At 29.7% G+C, this 18,018-nt stretch carries 17 protein-coding genes; 16 read left to right on the plus strand and 1 reads right to left on the minus strand.

The genetic code is table 11. From position 1 onward, the window contains the following. The 16 genes from fusA to J2Z71_RS02110 all read left to right on the plus strand — a co-directional run bounded on the left by fusA (nucleotide 1) and on the right by J2Z71_RS02110 (nucleotide 17,360). Nucleotides 1–2,082, plus strand: a complete 2,082-nt coding sequence (gene fusA, locus J2Z71_RS02035; protein ID WP_210060189.1) for an elongation factor G — start codon at nucleotides 1–3, stop codon at nucleotides 2,080–2,082. A 22-nt stretch (nucleotides 2,083–2,104) separates the two neighbouring features. Further along, nucleotides 2,105–3,298, plus strand: a complete 1,194-nt coding sequence (gene tuf, locus J2Z71_RS02040) for an elongation factor Tu (protein WP_210060190.1) — start codon at nucleotides 2,105–2,107, stop codon at nucleotides 3,296–3,298. A gap of 163 nt (nucleotides 3,299–3,461) precedes the next feature. Then, the gene (locus J2Z71_RS02045; RefSeq protein ID WP_210060191.1) at nucleotides 3,462–3,995 is read left to right on the plus strand and encodes a biotin transporter BioY; all 534 of its coding nucleotides are present in this window, start codon (nucleotides 3,462–3,464) and stop codon (nucleotides 3,993–3,995) included. Then, nucleotides 3,995–4,390 (plus strand): DUF1284 domain-containing protein, encoded by a 396-nt coding sequence (locus J2Z71_RS02050; protein WP_210060192.1) that lies wholly within the window; start codon nucleotides 3,995–3,997, stop codon nucleotides 4,388–4,390. Before J2Z71_RS02045 ends, J2Z71_RS02050 begins: the two co-directional genes overlap by 1 nt. A gap of 63 nt (nucleotides 4,391–4,453) precedes the next feature. Beyond that, entirely contained in the window at nucleotides 4,454–4,897 is a 444-nt protein-coding gene (locus J2Z71_RS02055) for a hypothetical protein (RefSeq protein ID WP_210060193.1), read from the plus strand. Nucleotides 4,898–4,955: 58 nt separating this feature from the next. Beyond that, nucleotides 4,956–6,335, plus strand: coding sequence for an aminotransferase class I/II-fold pyridoxal phosphate-dependent enzyme (locus J2Z71_RS02060; RefSeq protein ID WP_210060194.1), 1,380 nt, complete (start codon nucleotides 4,956–4,958; stop codon nucleotides 6,333–6,335). Continuing rightward, entirely contained in the window at nucleotides 6,332–6,949 is a 618-nt protein-coding gene (tmk, locus tag J2Z71_RS02065; protein WP_210060195.1) for a dTMP kinase, read from the plus strand. The genes J2Z71_RS02060 and tmk overlap by 4 nt, the downstream gene beginning before the upstream one ends. Further along, nucleotides 6,946–7,272, plus strand: coding sequence for a cyclic-di-AMP receptor (locus J2Z71_RS02070; protein WP_210060196.1), 327 nt, complete (start codon nucleotides 6,946–6,948; stop codon nucleotides 7,270–7,272). Before tmk ends, J2Z71_RS02070 begins: the two co-directional genes overlap by 4 nt. A 16-nt stretch (nucleotides 7,273–7,288) precedes the next feature. Beyond that, complete coding sequence (locus tag J2Z71_RS02075; protein WP_210060197.1) at nucleotides 7,289–7,573, plus strand: cyclic-di-AMP receptor; 285 nt, start codon at nucleotides 7,289–7,291, stop codon at nucleotides 7,571–7,573. Then, nucleotides 7,573–8,526, plus strand: coding sequence for a DNA polymerase III subunit (locus tag J2Z71_RS02080; protein WP_210060198.1), 954 nt, complete (start codon nucleotides 7,573–7,575; stop codon nucleotides 8,524–8,526). Before J2Z71_RS02075 ends, J2Z71_RS02080 begins: the two co-directional genes overlap by 1 nt. After that, complete coding sequence (locus J2Z71_RS02085; RefSeq protein WP_210060199.1) at nucleotides 8,523–9,413, plus strand: PSP1 domain-containing protein; 891 nt, start codon at nucleotides 8,523–8,525, stop codon at nucleotides 9,411–9,413. Before J2Z71_RS02080 ends, J2Z71_RS02085 begins: the two co-directional genes overlap by 4 nt. A gap of 3 nt (nucleotides 9,414–9,416) precedes the next feature. After that, a complete protein-coding gene (locus J2Z71_RS02090; protein WP_210060200.1) occupies nucleotides 9,417–11,558 on the plus strand; it encodes an alpha/beta hydrolase in 2,142 nt (713 codons plus the stop codon). 63 nt (nucleotides 11,559–11,621) lie between these two features. Next, nucleotides 11,622–11,894, plus strand: a complete 273-nt coding sequence (locus J2Z71_RS02095; RefSeq protein ID WP_210060201.1) for a hypothetical protein — start codon at nucleotides 11,622–11,624, stop codon at nucleotides 11,892–11,894. A 15-nt stretch (nucleotides 11,895–11,909) separates the two neighbouring features. Continuing rightward, nucleotides 11,910–12,395 carry a ferritin gene (locus J2Z71_RS02100; RefSeq protein ID WP_210060202.1) on the plus strand — a complete coding sequence of 162 codons (486 nt, stop codon included), beginning with the start codon at nucleotides 11,910–11,912 and terminating at the stop codon, nucleotides 12,393–12,395. Between the two features lie 260 nt (nucleotides 12,396–12,655). After that, on the plus strand, nucleotides 12,656–12,826 hold the full coding sequence (locus J2Z71_RS02105; RefSeq protein WP_210060203.1) for a DUF362 domain-containing protein: 171 nt from the start codon (nucleotides 12,656–12,658) through the stop codon (nucleotides 12,824–12,826). A 259-nt stretch (nucleotides 12,827–13,085) separates the two neighbouring features. Beyond that, the gene (locus J2Z71_RS02110) at nucleotides 13,086–17,360 is read left to right on the plus strand and encodes a 2-hydroxyacyl-CoA dehydratase (protein ID WP_210060204.1); all 4,275 of its coding nucleotides are present in this window, start codon (nucleotides 13,086–13,088) and stop codon (nucleotides 17,358–17,360) included. A gap of 31 nt (nucleotides 17,361–17,391) precedes the next feature. Here the strand turns inward: J2Z71_RS02110 and J2Z71_RS02115 are convergent, their stop codons facing one another. Then, a complete protein-coding gene (locus J2Z71_RS02115) occupies nucleotides 17,392–17,970 on the minus strand; it encodes a TetR/AcrR family transcriptional regulator (RefSeq protein ID WP_210060205.1) in 579 nt (192 codons plus the stop codon). Nucleotides 17,971–18,018 lie beyond the last annotated feature (48 nt).

Here is an 18,018-nt window from a genome sequence, read left to right on the forward strand (position 1 = left end):
ATGGCTCGTGAAATACCACTAAATAAGGTTAGAAATATAGGTATTATGGCCCACATAGATGCCGGAAAAACTACAACAACTGAGCGTATTCTTTACTACACTGGAAAAATCCATAAGATTGGAGAAACACATGAAGGTGCTGCTCAAATGGACTGGATGGCTCAAGAGCAAGAAAGAGGTATAACAATTACTTCTGCTGCTACTACAGCTATGTGGCAAGGTCATAGACTTAATATTATAGATACTCCAGGACACGTGGACTTCACTGTAGAGGTAGAGAGATCTCTTAGAGTTCTTGATGGTACTGTAGCACTATTTGATGCAAAATCAGGTGTAGAACCACAATCAGAAACTGTATGGAGACAAGCTGATAAATATAAAGTTCCAAGAATTGCGCACATTAACAAGATGGACGTAACTGGAGCAGATTTCTTTAGATCAGTTGATACTATAGATAATAAGTTAAAGGGAAACCCAGTTCCAATTCAAGTTCCAATGGGAGCTGAAGATCAATTTATTGGAATGATTGACCTTGTAACAATGAAAGCTGAAATTTATAAAAATGAAGATGGTACTGAAATTGAAATAACTGATGTACCTGATGAATATAAAGATTTAGCTGAAGAATACAGAGATAACCTAATTGAAAAAGCTGCTGATTTTGATGAAGATCTAATGATGGCTTATCTTGAAGGAGAAGAAATCTCTGAAGAAATGCTTAAAAAAGCAATCAGAAAAGGAACTCTTGCAGTAAGAATGACTCCTGTAACTTGTGGATCATCTTACAAAAACAAGGGAGTTCAATTATTATTAGATGCAATTATTGCATATCTTCCATCACCACTTGATATCCCACCAGTTAAGGGATCAGCAATTGGATCAGAAGATGAAGATCTAATAAGAAAAGCAGATGATAAAGAACCACTTTCTGCACTAGCATTTAAAATAGTTACTGACCCATTCGTAGGTAAGCTTGCTTACTTCAGAGTGTACTCAGGAACTTTAAAAGCAGGATCATATGTTCTTAACTCATCAAAAGGAAAAAGAGAAAGAGTTGGACGTATTCTTTTAATGCATGCTAATAAGCGTGAAGAAGTTGAAGAAGTTTACGCAGGAGAAATTGCAGCTGCAGTAGGTCTTAAAGACACAGGAACTGGAGATACTCTATGTGACGAGAAAGATTCAATCATTCTTGAAAAAATGGAGTTCCCAGAACCAGTAATCTCAGTAGCAATTGAACCAAAAACTAAGGCATCTCAAGACAAGATGTCAGTTGCACTTCAAAAACTTGCTGAAGAAGATCCAACATTCAAAACACATACAGATGAAGAAACAGGACAAACAATAATCTCAGGAATGGGAGAACTTCACCTTGATATTATCGTAGATAGAATGCTACGTGAATTCAAAGTAGAAGCTAATGTTGGAGCTCCTCAAGTTTCTTATAGAGAGTCCATTACTAAACCATCTGAAGGTGAAGGTAAATACGTTCGTCAATCTGGTGGACGTGGACAATATGGACATGCTAAAATCAAAATGGAACCACTTGAACCAGGTAGCGGAATTCAATTCGTTAATGCTATTGTAGGTGGAGCAATTCCTAAAGACTATATTAACTCAGTACAACAAGGTATTGAAGAAGCTCTTCAAACTGGTATCCTTGGTGGATATGAAGTACTTGATGTTAAAGTAACTCTTTATGATGGATCTTACCATGAAGTTGACTCTTCAGAGATGGCATTCAAAATTGCTGGATCAATGGCAGTTAGAGATGCACTTAATAAAGGTGGTCCAGTATTATTAGAACCAATTATGAAAGTTGAAGTTGTTACTCCTGAAGAATACATGGGAGATGTAATTGGTGACATTAACTCAAGACGTGGTAGAATGGAAGGTATGGAACTTGTAAGTGGAGCACAACATGTTATTTCATATGTGCCTCTAGCTGAAATGTTCGGATATGCAACATCACTACGTTCAAATACTCAAGGTAGAGCTCAACACTCAATGCAATTTGACCACTACGAAGCAGTGCCAAAAAGTGTTGCAGAAGAAGTGCTTGGCGATAAAAAAGACAATTAATCTTTAAGGGAGGCTTAATAAAATGGCAAAAGCAAAATTTGAAAGAACTAAACCACATGTTAACATTGGAACAATTGGTCACGTTGACCACGGTAAAACTACTCTTACAGCTGCTATAACTCTTGTAATGAACAAAAGATATGGTGGAGGAGAATTCGTAGATTACTCTAATATTGACAAAGCACCAGAAGAAAGAGAAAGAGGAATCACTATTTCTACTTCTCACGTTGAGTATGAAACTCCTAACAGACATTATGCTCACGTTGACTGTCCAGGCCATGCTGACTACGTTAAAAACATGATCACAGGAGCAGCTCAAATGGACGGAGCTATTCTTGTAGTATCAGCTGCAGATGGACCAATGCCACAAACAAGAGAACATATCCTACTTGCAAGACAAGTTGGTGTTCCAAAAATCGTAGTATTCCTAAACAAACAAGACCAAGTTGATGATGATGAACTTATCGAACTTGTTGAAATGGAAGTTAGAGACCTACTTTCAGAATACGACTTTGATGGAGATAACACTCCTATCGTTGTAGGTTCAGCTCTTAAAGCTCTTGAAGATCCAGATGGAGAATGGGGAGATAAAGTAGCTCAACTTATGGAAGAAGTAGATGCTTATATTCCAGAACCAATCAGAGATACAGAACATCCATTCCTAATGCCAGTAGAAGATATCTTCTCAATCACAGGAAGAGGAACTGTTGCAACTGGTAGAGTTGAAAGAGGAGTAGTAAAAATTGGAGACAATGTTGAACTAGTTGGACTTACTGAAGAAGTTAGAACAGTTGTTGTAACTGGAGTTGAAATGTTCAGAAAACAACTTGACCAAGCTCAAGCTGGAGATAACATTGGAGCTCTTTTAAGAGGTGTTCAAAGAGAAGAAATCGAAAGAGGACAAGTTCTTGCAGCACCAGGATCAATTAAAACTCACTCAGCTTTCGAAGCAGAAGTTTATGTTCTAAGTAAAGAAGAAGGTGGACGTCATACTCCATTCTTTAACGGATATAGACCACAATTCTATTTCAGAACTACTGATGTAACTGGAGATATCCAATTACCAGATGGTATGGAAATGGTAATGCCTGGAGACAATGCTACTTTCAAAGTAGATTTAATTACACCTATCGCTATGGATGAAGGACTTAGATTCTCAATTAGAGAAGGTGGAAGAACTGTAGCTTCAGGAGTTGTTTCAAAACTTATTGACTAATTAATTTTAATTTAAATAAGAAATTTAAGAGGAGAGATAATCTCCTCTTTTTTTTATGCAAAAATTTAATAAAACTCTATTGTTAACTTGACTTATGAGTATAGGTAAACTATAATTAATGTAAACTCAAATAAATACATAGTTAACAAAAGGAGATTATAAAATGAAGACGAAAGATTTAGTTATTTGTTCATTATTTGCAGCAATAACAGTAATACTTGCTCAAATTTCAATACCATTTCCAGGAGGAGTGCCACTTACAATGCAGACTCTTGCAGTATCTTTATGTGGAATAATTCTTGGATCTAAAAGAGGATTTATATCACAATGTATATATGTATTATTAGGAGCAATAGGACTTCCTGTATTTGCATCTTTTTCAGGAGGAGCTCAAATAATATTTGGACCAACAGGAGGCTTTATATTATCTTTTCCAATAATGGCTTATATAATAGGATTTATCTGTGAAAGAAGTGATAATAAAGCTTTAATAATATTCTCAATGATTCTTGGAAGTGTAGTTAATTATTTTATTGGAACAGTTCATTTTGTACTTATTACTAAAATGACTATGCTTGAAGCTTTTCTTGTTTGTGTAGCACCATTTATAGTAACAGGACTTGTAAAGTCTTTAATTGCTGCAGTAATTGGAATTAGGCTTAAAAAGAATATATCAATGCAAGGAGTATTAGAATAATGAAACTAAGACCACATCATTTAATGTGCACACAGGGATATAGTGGAAAGGGATATAGTAAAGATTTTGTAGAAAATATGAATAATATTACAAATATTCTTAGAAATAATAAAGATGTAAAAATTAATTTAGTGTTTTTTACAGATGATATATGTATCTCTTGCCCTGAAAAGATAGAAGAAGATTTATGTAGTTCTAATAATAAAATCAAAAGTATTGATGAAAAAGTAGTTAGATATTTTAATCTTGAAGAAAAAGAATATAATTATAAGAAAATAGTTAAATACATAAAAGATAATATGACAGAGGAGATTATGGATGATATTTGCTCTACTTGTCAGTGGTATAATATGAGTAAATGTAAAGAAGTTATGTGTAGTGATAGAAGCTTATAAAAGAGCTTCTTTTTTTTATATATTTTTCTTTAAATTATGATAAACTATAATTAGGTGATGAAAATGGAATTTATAAAAAAATACAAATATAGCTTAATAGTAATATTATTATTAATTGTTTTTGGTAGATTCTTTTTTAATAAAAGTATGCCAATAGATAATTTAGTAAATAGTGTAGAATCAAATTCTGTAATACTTAAATATGACAAACATGATGATAGCAAAATAATGACAATAGATAATGAAGAAGATATGAATAAGTTAAGAGAAATTTTATATGGTACAAAAATTAAAAAAATAGGTAGAAAGTCCTATGTACAAGATAGGGATAATAAAGCTTTTACACTTGATTTTGAAGATGATTTAGTACTTGCCTTTAGAGATGGTAAAAATGTAGATATTACCACTAAGGAAAATGGAGAAATACTCACTAGAAGTTATAGAGTATTAAGTGGACTTAAAAAAGATGAAATATTTAAATTATTTGAAGAAAGTACATCTAAATAAGATGTGCTTTTTTAAATTTAAAAGATTCTCTATGATATAATAAATTTCAGGAGGAAGTATGAAAAGATATATATATAAGTCAGTAGAAAATATGAAGGACAAAACTGTATTTTCAATGCCAGGGCATAAATCAAAGGATGTATTTGATTTTGATTATAAATTTGATATAACTGAAGTTATGGGCGTAGATAATTTACTTGATCCTCAAGCTTGTATTTTAGATTCGGAAAAAGAAGTTGCAAAAATCTTTGGAGTGAAAGAATCTTTTTATATGGTAAATGGCTCGACAGGAGCTCTTCACATTGCTATTGCAACTGCAACTAAACCAGGTGATGAAATCTTAATTCAAAGAAATTCACATAAATCTATTTATAATGCTCTTGTAATAAATGATTTAAAGCCTCATTATATAAATGCAAATTATAATGAAAAATTTAATTTGTTTACGGGTATAAATACAGATGAATTAGATAAAAAATTAAGCGAAAATAAAAATATTAAAGTAGTTGTACTTACAAGTCCAAATTATTTTGGTATTTGTTTAAATTTAAAGGAAATCTCAAAGGTTATAAAAAAACACAATGGGATTTTAATAGTTGATGAAGCTCATGGAAGTCATATTAATTTTACTGATAAAAGGGAGTATTCGGCAGTTAATTATGCTGATTTTATAGTTCATTCTACACATAAGACTATGCCAAGTCTTACTCAATCGGCAATACTTCATCTAAATAGTGACAAATTTACAAGAGAAGATGTTTTAAAGAGAATAAATTTATTACTTACTACATCTCCTTCTTATTTACTTACTCAGTCATCAGAGTTTGGAGTAGATTATATGCAAAAGTATGGAAGTGATATTTTAAAGAGAAATGAAGAGTATATATTTGATCTTAAAGAATCTCTAAAAAACAAAATTGATTTTTTTAATGGTGATGACAATGATGATTCTTTTTCTTATTATGATCCTACTAAGATACTATTTAGAATACCCTCATTAAGTGGTTTTGAGATTGTGAAAAGCTTATTTTTACGATATAATATAAGACTAGAAATGGGTGATTTATACTATGGCCTTGCTCTTAGTACTATATGTGATGAAAAGAGCGATTTTGAAAAATTAAAAGAGGCTTTAGAAGATATATCAAAAATTTCTAGCAAAGAGGAAATTAAAATAAATAGAATTAATATTATAGAACCTGAAATTGTATATTCTCCAAGAGATGCTTTTTATATGAATAGTGAAAGTGTTGATTTGAATATGTCACAGGGAAGAGTTTCAAGTTCAATAATAGCTGCATATCCACCAGGAGTGCCTATTGTTTCCTTTGGAGAGAGAATTACAAAAGATATTATAAATGAAATAAATATATATTTAAAAAGTGGCATAGAAGTCATAGGAATAGATAGAGGAAGGGTTGAGGTTATTTTAGAATGAAGGGAATTTTTATAACATTTGAAGGTCCAGATGGTTGTGGTAAAAGTACTATTTCTAATTTGGTATATGAAAATTTAAAAGATAAGTATGAAATAGTAAAAACAAGAGAGCCAGGTGGAACGGAAATATCAGAAAAAATTAGAGATTTAATATTAGATGTTAATAATTCTTCTATGACTGATAGAACTGAAGCCTTACTTTATGCAGCATCAAGAGCACAACATGTTGAGGAGAAAATTATTCCTGCCATAAATAGTGGTAAGGTTGTTATATGTGAAAGATTTGTACTTTCATCTATTGCATATCAAGGATATGGACGTGGTCTTGGAGAAAAAGACATAAGAATGATTAATGATTTTGCTACTTCTGGATTAAAACCAGATATTACTTTTTTATTTGATATGAAGGGAAATTCTTCAGTAGAAAGAAAAATTGAACTTGGTGGAGATAGACTTGAAATATCAGGAAGTGAATTTCATAAAAGAGTAAATAAAGCGTATGAAGATTTATCTAAAAAAGATGATTATTATATAATTGATGCAACAAAAAGCATAGATGAAGTTCTTGAAAGCTGTCTTAATATTTTAAAAGCAAAGCTTGGAGGTATAAAATGAAACTTGTTATATCTATAGTGCAAGATGTTGATGCAGACACTCTTGTTGAAGAAATCATAGATAAAAATTTTAGAGTTACAAAAATGAGTACTACTGGAGGCTTTTTAAAAAGCGGTAATACTACATTATTAATAGGTGTAGAAGATGATAGAATTGATGAGCTTTTAGAAATAATAGACGATAATTGTAAAACTCGTGAAGTTACAAAGACTATTCAAACTATTAATATTCCAGGACAGGCAATGATCCCTGTACCAATTCAAGTTAAAATTGGTGGGGCAACAGTTTTTGTGTTGAATGTAGAAGAGTTCAAGAGATATTAAGGTATAGGTGATTAATATGAAAATGATTATAGCAATAGTACAAGATAAATTTATAGATGAACTTATTGATACTTTTTTAGATGAGGATATTCATGTAACTAAGGTTTCTTCATCAGGTGGATTTTTCAAAAGTGGAAACTCTACACTAATGATTGGTGCAGAAGAGGAAGAACTTGATAATATAGATAAAATCTTTAGAAAAGTTACAAAGGCAGAAGTTACAAAAACAGATAAAGGTGAATTTGAAATTTCTGGAGCTACAATATTTGTAATAGATGTAGAAAAGAGTATGAGAATTTAATGCTTGTTGATTTTGTAGGAAATGAAGAATCAATAAAAGAACTTGAGAAAAATCTAGAAAATAAGGACTTATCTCATGCTTATTTGTTTTTGGGAAATGAGGGAGTTGGAAAGTTTACTGTTGCAAAGGCACTTGCTAAGCGAATTCTTTGTGATGAAAACGAGTCCTATTACTGTGAAATTGCCGATGATTTTTATCATCCAGATCTTAAAATATTAAGAGCGGACAAATCTATAAAAAAAGCTGAAATAGATGAACTTGTGGCAGATTCCTTTAAAAAGCCCTTTGCATCAAAATATAAAGTATTTATAATAGATGGATTTGAAGATGTAACTGTAAGTGGTCAAAATGCACTTTTAAAAACTTTAGAAGAACCAGAGGACTATTTAAAAATAATACTTACATCAAAAAACTCAAAAAAAATATTACCGACTATTTTATCAAGAACAAGAATTATAAAATTTAATAATATTATGGAAGATGATGTTATAAAGTTCTTAATAGAAAAAGAAAATATAGGAATAGACAATGCCACTCTTTTTGCAAAATTATCAAGTGGCTCTGTAAATAGAGCCCTAAACTATGCAAAAAATCCTAAGTATTTAAGTTTAAGAGAGCAAGCTATTTCAATATTTGATAGACTTTTAAATAAAACTACATCATCTCCTTTTAGAGAGTTTAGTTTTTTTAATGAAAATAAAGAATATCTCAATGAAATTTTTAATATATATTTACTTTTTTTAAGAGATATTGCAATAATTGATTTAGGACTTAATGAAAATAATATTATGAATATAGATAAATTAACTATGCTTAAAAAACAGAATATTACTGCCCAAAAGGCAACTATGATTTCTGATGAAATTATAAAAACTATTGAGCTTTTAGAAAAAAACACAAACTTTGAGCTTACAATAGAACAGTTGCTTATAAATATAGGGGGAATGAAATGATAGATGTAGTAGGCGTTAGATTTAAAAAAACAGGAAAAATTTATTACTTTGATCCTAAAGAATCAGGAGCAAAGGTAAATGATGATGTCATAGTAGAAACTATAAGAGGACTTGAATTTGGAACTGTTGTAATAGAAAAATCCTTAGATGATTTAGATTTAAATTCAGAACTTAAACCTGTTATTAGAATAGCAACTATAGAAGATCAAACAACTAATATAGATAATAGAAATAAAGCTAAAGAAGCTCTTATTATATGTGATCAAAAAGTAGCAGAACATAATTTGAATATGAAGCTTATAAATTCTGAGTACACTTTTGATAATAGTAAACTTCTTTTTTATTTTACAGCAGAAGGTAGAATTGACTTTAGAGAACTTGTAAGAGACTTAGCTTCAATATTTAAAACTAGAATAGAACTTAGACAAATTGGAGTAAGAGACGAAGCAAAGACAATTGGTGGACTTGGTTGTTGCGGTAGGGCAACTTGTTGTAGTTCCTTTTTATCAGAATTTACACCAGTATCAATAAAAATGGCAAAGGATCAAGGACTTTCATTAAATCCAACTAAGATTTCTGGAATTTGTGGAAGACTTATGTGTTGCTTAAAATATGAGCAAGAAGGATATGAATGTATTCTTAAGAAAATGCCAAGAGTTGGTGAAATTGTAGATATAGAAGGTAAAAAGGGAACAGTAGTAGATTCTTATACTATTCAAGAACTTGTTAAGATAAAATTCACAAACAAAGATGAAGTAAGTTATGAATTTTATGAAATAGATGAAATTAAAAGAACAAGAAAGATAGATGAAAGCTATGAAGTCACAAGGTCTCACTATGAAGAAGAAATAAGACCTGAAGAGTTAAAAGAACTTGAAAGGGAGTGATTGATGAAAGGTGAGTATTCTCACTTTTCATCTTTTTTTATGAGAATAAATAACTTAATTGCTAAAATTCACAGCAAATTTAAATTTTTTATATTAAAACATTTTGGAAATAATAAAAAAGCAAATATAATTATTAAAATATTTATATCAATGATAATAGCATCTGATTATTATTATTATATTGCAGATAGAGGATATCCTGCTTTAGCAGTTTTTTTAGTATGTAGTTTAATATTATATATATTAGTAAGTTTATTTACATATTTATGTAAGAATATATATTTATTGTTAAAGCGATTTAGAGCGAATAATGTAGTGCTTTTTATCTTATTAGTATATGTCATCAATAGTGCACTAATTAAGTGCAAAAACGACTCTAAACTCCTTAAAAGCGATATATTAATAATGAGCTTAATAGTTGGAATTATTATATTTTTATTTTCAAAATCCTTAGTTTCTTTTGTAGTAAATAAGAAGAAGATTTCTTTTCCTATATTTATAATAACAGCTATTAGTGTGATATTTATTTTAGCCTTTTTAGTATTTCCTGGATATTCTGAAAAATCAGCAATAGAATATGCAGAAATAGGTACAGAAGAAATAGAAGATCCTGCTCAATTTAGTTCAAAACTTATAGAGTATGGAAATAAAAATCCTAAGGAAATTTCACTTCTTAATTATGTATCTTATTCTGGAAAGAAAAAGAAAATAAGAGATACTTATTTTGATAAATCTCTTTTAGAAGTTCCAATAAAGGGAAGAATATGGTATCCACAAAATAAAGAGAAGTCTCCTGTACTTTTTATAGCACATGGAAATCACAGATTTACTGAAGAAAATTATAAGGGATATGACTATTTAGGAAGATATCTTGCAAGACGTGGATATGTAACAGTATCGGTAGATATGAATATGTTAAATGGATTTATGAAATATGGTCTTAGTGGAGAAAATGATGCAAGAGCAATACTTTTACTTGAAAATATAAAAGAAGTATTGGCATTAAATAATAATAAAAATAGCAAATTATATAATTTAATTGATGAAGAAAATATTGTAATTGCAGGGCATTCAAGAGGTGGAGAAGCAGTTGCAATAGCTGAAAACTATAATAAAATTAGGTACAATCCAGATAATGGCAAGGAATATAATTACAATTTTAATATAAAGGGAGTTATTTCAATATCTCCAACAGTAGATCAATATAATCCTTCTGGAAAAGATATTAAATTAAAAGATGTAAATTTCTTAACTATTCACGGAACTCATGATAAGGATGTAACAGGATTTCAAGGTATGAAATTATATAATAATACTTATTTTACTGAGGAGTCTAATAATTTTAAATCAGCTGTATATGTTGCATATGCAAATCATGGTCAGTTTAATTCTAGGTGGGGAAGTGCAGATACTGATCCGCCACAATCATTAATAGTAAATAAAAAATCTCTTTTAGAAGTAGAGGAACAAGAGGAAATCTTGTGCAAGTATGTATATGAATTTTTACAAAATACTTTTGGATTTACAAATGATAAGACATTATTTAAAAATCCTCAAAGGGTAAATATGCCAAAAACTCTTTATTATGCAAGATATAGTGATTCATCTTTTAAAAACCTAGTGGACTTTGAAGAAGATTATGATTTAACTACATCAAAGTCTGGAAAGATAAGGTTTGATAATATGAGTAAAGTTTCAGAGCAAGAAATTTCTATTGGTGGGTATAATACTAATAATACGGCAGTGTATTTATCTAATAATAAAAATGGTATTTATCAAATATCTTTAGATGAACTAGAAGATGCAAGAGAATATTTACAATTTGATGTTAAAACTAAAAGACAAGAAAAATTTGAAGATATAGATTTAAGTGTTGAACTTGTAGATGATTATGGAAATTCATCAAAACTAGATATATCAGATTATTTAAATATTTATCCAGATATAAAAGTTGAACTTTCAAAGTTACAATTGTTAAGTAATTCTTATAATTATAAAGGGAGTTTTCAAACTGTAAGAATTCCAATAGATGATTTTATATTAAGAGATAAATTAGTTAGAACAAATATTAAATATATAAATTTTGTCTTTGGAGATGATTATTCCAGTTCAATACTGTTAGATGATATTGGTTTTTCTAATTAATATTAAAGTTGATTTAAAGATATATTTAAAGGGTAATAAATATAAAGATAGGAGAAGATGACAATGTTTAAGACTTTACTAATAAATCAACTTAATACAGCAGATAAAAACGACAATAGAAAAATATTTTTCTTGTTGGGAAATATGGAAGATGTTCGAAATGATCTGTTAGAGGTCTTTAACAAAAAGGACTCAAAGTATTATGGGAAAATTACTTTTAGATATAATGGCATTAGTATTATAATGAGTACTAATGAAATTCCTGATGTCATTCGAAAGCTTATAGAGATGGATATAGATATATATAGTGTATATGAGGCGTATGAACCTAGATAATGGAGGGTTAAATAGATGTCAGATAAACTTATAAAGGGACTTAATGATCAATTTAATTTTGAAATTGAAAGCGGATATTTGTATTTAGCAATGAGTGCATATTTTAAAGAAGAAGAAATGAATGGATTTGCACACTTTATGGCAAAACAAGCTCATGAAGAGTTTGAACATGCAAAGGGATTTTATGATTTTATCTTTGCACTTGGCGAAAAAGTAGAATATGAAGAAGTTGCTAAACCAAAGAGTGAATATAAAGATTTTAATGAGGCTTTTAAAGATGCTTTAGAGCATGAGAAATTAGTAGCTGAAAAAATAGAAGCTCTATATGCACAAGCTTTAGAAGAAGATAATTATAAAGTATTAGAATTTTTAGGACAATATGTTACTGAGCAAGTTGAAGAAATAGATACTTTTAATGGTATTATGACTAAACTTGAAAGAATCAATGGAGCATGGTCTGGACTATATATTTTCGATTCAGAACTAGCTCAAAGGCAATAGTTCTTAAATATTAAGGTCTCGCATATGCGGGACCTTTTTTAATAAAAGAACCTTCAATAAGATAAATTTAATTATGTTTTGTGTTGAAACTCCATTAAAACAGTGGAAATTAAATAAATTATACTTTTGTTGTGGAATTTAATTGTTAATAATATTTCAATAAAAAATTGAAATAATGATTTAATTGTGTTAAAATTAATTCCGATGGGAGATTAAGATAATTCTTAATTAAGGTATAAAATTTAATGGAGGTGCTAATTATGGCATATATAATTACTGACGGATGTATCGCTTGTGGAGCTTGTAAACCAGAATGTCCAGTGGACGCAATTTCTGAAGGAGCTATCTACACAATTGATGCAGATACTTGTATAGACTGTGGATCTTGTGCAGGAGTTTGTCCTACAGGCGCAGCTCAACCAGAAGACTAATTGAATTATTAAAGAGAAGATGAAGGTTTTCGCTTTCATCTTTTTTTATTTGCCAAAATTTAAATAATATGCGATAACTATTCACTTAATACCTTTATTTTAAACTATTAATATGTAAGAATTTATGTTAATATGAGGACACATTCAAGTTATTTTTTTAATACATAGAAGTAATGTTTTTTACTTCTTAATTATTCATTTTAGATAATTTATAAATATGAGATTTTATAGATGTTTTATATTGAAAGGAGCATCAAAAATGAGAATTCACATGGGCCTTGATGTAGGATCAACGACAGTTAAATTAGTAGTTCTTGATGATACTTATAATATCCTATACTCAACTTATAGAAGGCACTTTTCAGATGTGAAAAAAACAGTTCAAGAAGTCATTAATGAGTGTTATAAAACCTTTAAATATGATTCTGTTACTATTGCTGTTACAGGATCAGGTGGACTTTCAATTCATGAACTTTTAGGAATAGATTTTATTCAAGAAGTTGTAGCAGGAACAGAGGCAATTAGTCACTATATACCTCAAACTGATGTTGCAATTGAACTTGGTGGAGAAGATTCTAAAATAACTTATTTAAAGGGTAGTATAGAGCAAAGAATGAACTCTATATGTGCTGGTGGAACTGGTGCATTCATTGATCAAATGGCAGCGCTTTTAGAAACAGATGCTGCTGGACTAAATGAACTTGCAAAGGATTATAAAAAAATATATCCTATTGCATCACGTTGTGGTGTTTTCGCAAAAACAGACATTCAAGCTTTAATAAATCAAGGAGCAAGTAAATCTGATATTGCAATATCAGTATTTCAATCAGTAGTTAATCAAACTATTTCAAATCTTGCTTGTGGTAGACCTATTAGAGGTAATGTTGCGTTTTTAGGAGGTCCTTTATATTTCCTTCCCATGTTAAAGGAAAGATTCATTGAAACTTTAGAACTTAGTGAAGATGAGGCTATTAGCCCTGAAAATTCACAAATATTTGTAGCCCTTGGAGCTGCAATTTCAAGTTTTGATAGCGAAGTTATTTCTTTTATGGAGCTTTACAAAAGAGCTAATAGTAAAGAAGAAATACAAAATAAAAAAAGTGATTTAATAGAGCCTTTATTTACTAGTAAAGAAGAAGTAGAGGAGTTTAAGGAAAAACATATTTCAAAAAGTTTTGTAAAAAGAGACTTAAAGACTTATGAGGGAGCAATGTATTTAGGAATAGATTCAGGATCTACAACTTCTAAACTCTTATTATTATCAGAAGATAATGAAATGCTTTATTCTTATTATGGTTCAAATAAGGGAAATCCATTAGAAATAGTAGTAGAGCATTTAAAAATTATATATAGTCAAATGAATGAAAAGTCATATATTGCTGCTGCAGGTTGCACAGGATATGGAGAAGACTTTTTAAAAGCAGCACTTAATCTAGATTTTGGAGAAGTTGAAACTATAGCTCACTTTACAGCTGCTAAATATTTTGATCCAGATGTTGATTTTATATTAGACATTGGTGGACAAGATATGAAGAGTATGAAGATACATGATGGAGTTATAGAGTCTATTTTATTAAATGAGGCATGTTCTTCAGGATGTGGATCATTTTTAGAGACTTTTGCTCATTCTGTAAATATGACTTCTGAAGAATTTGCAGAAATAGCACTAGAGTCTAGAGCTCCAGTAGATCTTGGTTCAAGATGTACTGTATTTATGAATTCAAATGTAAAACAAGCTCAAAAAGAAGGCGTTGATATTTCTGATATTTCAGCAGGTCTTGCTTATTCAGTTATAAAAAATGCCATTCAAAAAGTTATAAAAGCAAGAGATCCAAAAGAGCTTGGAGAAAATATTGTAGTACAAGGTGGAACATTCTTAAGTGATGCAGTACTTCGTTCTTTTGAAAAGATAACAGGTGTAAATGCAACAAGACCATCAATAGCAGGTCTTATGGGCGCTCTTGGAATGGCTCTTATTTCTAAAGAAAAATCAACTGGAAAATCTACTTTAATAAGTAAAGAAGATTTAGATAAATTTACTTATAAAACTATATCAACAAATTGTAATAAATGTACTAATCAATGTGCTCTTTCTGTAAATATATTTTCAAATGGAAAAAGATATATTACAGGAAATAGATGTGAAAAGGGTGCAGGAATAGTAAGACATGAAGAGGATAATCTTCCAAACTTATATGAGTATAAATACAAAAGAGTATTTGATTATGAAAGTATTCCTGAAGAAAAGGCAAAAAGAGGAGTTGTGGGAATTCCTCGTGTACTAAATATATATGAAAACTATCCTTTCTGGCATACATTCTTTACAAATCTTTCATATAGTGTTGTATTATCAGGAAAATCAACTAGACAGATGTATGAAAAGGGAATTGAGTCAATTACATCTGAAACAGCTTGTTATCCTGCTAAAATAACACATGGTCATGTGGAGGATTTAATAGAGCAAGGTGTGAAATTTATATTCTATCCTGCAGTATTCTATGAAGAAAGACAATTTGAATCTGCAGATAATACTTTAAATTGTCCAGTTGTAGCTGGATATTCTGAAGTTATTAGAAATAATGTTGAGGAAATAACATCAGAAAATATTAAGTTTTTAAATCCTTTTATATCCTTTGATGATAGAAAAAAACTAGAAAAAAGACTTGCAAGAGTATTTCCAGAAATAAATAAAAATGAGATTTACAATGCAGTTAGAGAAGCTTATAAAGAGCAAGATAGATATAAAGAGGATATATACAATCAAGGAAAAAAAGCTTTAAAGACAATAGAAGAGGAAAATTTAAAGGCAATTGTCCTTGCAGGAAGGCCATATCATATAGATCCTGAAATAAATCATGGTATCCCTGAACTTATTAATTCCTTAGGTCTTGCTGTTATTTCAGAAGATGCTATAGCAAATTCTACTGATGTAGATGGAAGACTTAGAGTTTTAGATCAATGGAATTACCATTCAAGGCTATATAGAGCAGCACAATTTGTTGGAAATCATGACAATCTTGAAATGATTCAACTAAACTCCTTTGGATGTGGACTTGATGCTGTTACAACTGATCAAGTTAATGAAATATTAAATTCTTATCATAAGATATATACAGTTCTAAAAATAGATGAGGTAAATAATCTAGGAGCTATAAAAATAAGAATAAGATCATTACTTGAAGCTGTTGAGAAAAGAGAAATAACAAAAGAGCCTCTTATTATTGATGAAAAGCCAATAATGTACACAAAAGAAGCTGCAAAAACTCATACATTATTACTTCCTCAAATGGCGCCACTTCACTTTGAACTATTTAAAAATGTTTTAAAAGGTGAAGGATATAATATAGAAGTTTTAGAAAACTTAAGTCCTAAAGTTGTAAATGAAGGGCTAAAATATGTAAATAATGATGCCTGTTATCCATCAATATTTGTAGTGGGACAATTTATAGATGCATTAAAATCTGGAAAATATGATACTGATAATTTAACTTTAATAATATCTCAAACAGGAGGAGCTTGTCGTGCTTCAAACTATGTTGGTTTTATTAGAAAAGCATTAAAAGATGCAGGATATGGTCATGTTCCAGTCCTTGCACTTTCATTTCAAGGAATAGAGCAACATCCAGGACTTGAAATACATCCTGCACAATTAATAAGAATAGCTAAAAAATTAATAGTTACAATGTTATATGCAGATTTAATTATGAGACTTACTCAAGCAACAAGGCCTTATGAAAAAATAAAGGGATCTGCAAATATGCTAAGAGATAGATGGATGAAAATAGCATCAGATGAAAATCTAGATACTTCTAAAAAAGCCTTTAAGAAAAATGTTGAAGAAATGGTATCTGAATTTGAAAGACTTGAAGTTTATAATATTAAAAAACCAAAAGTTGGAATAGTAGGAGAGATTCTTGTAAAATATCTTCCAGCTGCAAATAATTATATTGCAGATGTTTTAGAAGAAGAGGGAGCTGAGGTTGTAATATCTGATCTTACAGACTTTATGATGTACTCCTTTAAAAATGCAGAAATAAAACATGAAGATTTATCTAAATCCTATGTTCAATCACTTATATGTAATTTAGGTATTAAATATATTGAAATGTATAGAAAATATATTAGAGAGTCTCTTGAAAAGACAAGATTTACTCCACCTGTAAAAATTGAAGAACTAATGGACTATGCACAAAACTATGTTCATTTAGGAAATCAATATGGAGAAGGATGGCTTCTAACTGGTGAGATGGTAGAGCTTATAGAATCAGGTGTAGAAAATATAGTATGTGTTCAACCCTTTGGATGCTTGCCAAATCATATAACAGGAAAAGGTGTAATAAAATCAATAAGAGACACTTATGAAAAAGCTAATATTATACCAATAGACTTTGATGCTTCTGCATCTGAAGTAAATCAAATTAATAGAATAAAACTAATGCTTTCTCAAGCTAGAAAAAATATGCAAGAACCAGAAGAAAGTATTAAAAATATAAAAGAAGAAAAGAAAAAAGTAGCATCAAATTTAAACAAATAAAAAAAAGACCTTGAATATTCAAGGTCTTTTTTTATATAGTATATTTAATTAATTCTTTAATTGATCTTCTAAATCTATTTACATCAATATCTAAAAGGTCATGATTAAGAGATACGAAAAATCCATTAGAAAGTAAATATAAAGTAGCAGCAAGATCCTTAGAACTCATATGTCCAGGATGTTGAAGCTTTACTCTTTCAATTTCAATAACAGATTCTATCTTCTCATATTGACGTTTTAGAAACTCTTTATAAATTACAATAGATGAGTCAGGCGCACCATTACTTAAATCACTTTGCCATCTGTAAAGCTCACGAGAATGCTTTACAAAAAAGTCTATTAGATTGTCGAATTTTTCTTCTAAAGTTACATCTTCATATAAGATTTCATCAATTCGCTTATCATATCTTTCAATAAGTATATTTAGTGCTAAATTGTGTAAGTTTTCTTTGTCTTTAAAATGATAGTAAATTGGAGTTCTAGATGTATTACAATTTGCAGCTATTTCATTTAGATTAGCTTTAGAATATCCTTTTTCAGCAAATACTTCAAAAGATGCCTCGAGTATGTCTTCTTTTATCTTTCTTACATTTTCAGTTGAGTTATTCATACTTTCACCTCTTATATTATACCTTTGTAATACTACTATCTATATTAA

This window comes from Peptoniphilus stercorisuis (assembly GCF_017874395.1).
Taxonomy (GTDB): domain Bacteria; phylum Bacillota; class Clostridia; order Tissierellales; family Peptoniphilaceae; genus Anaerosphaera; species Anaerosphaera stercorisuis.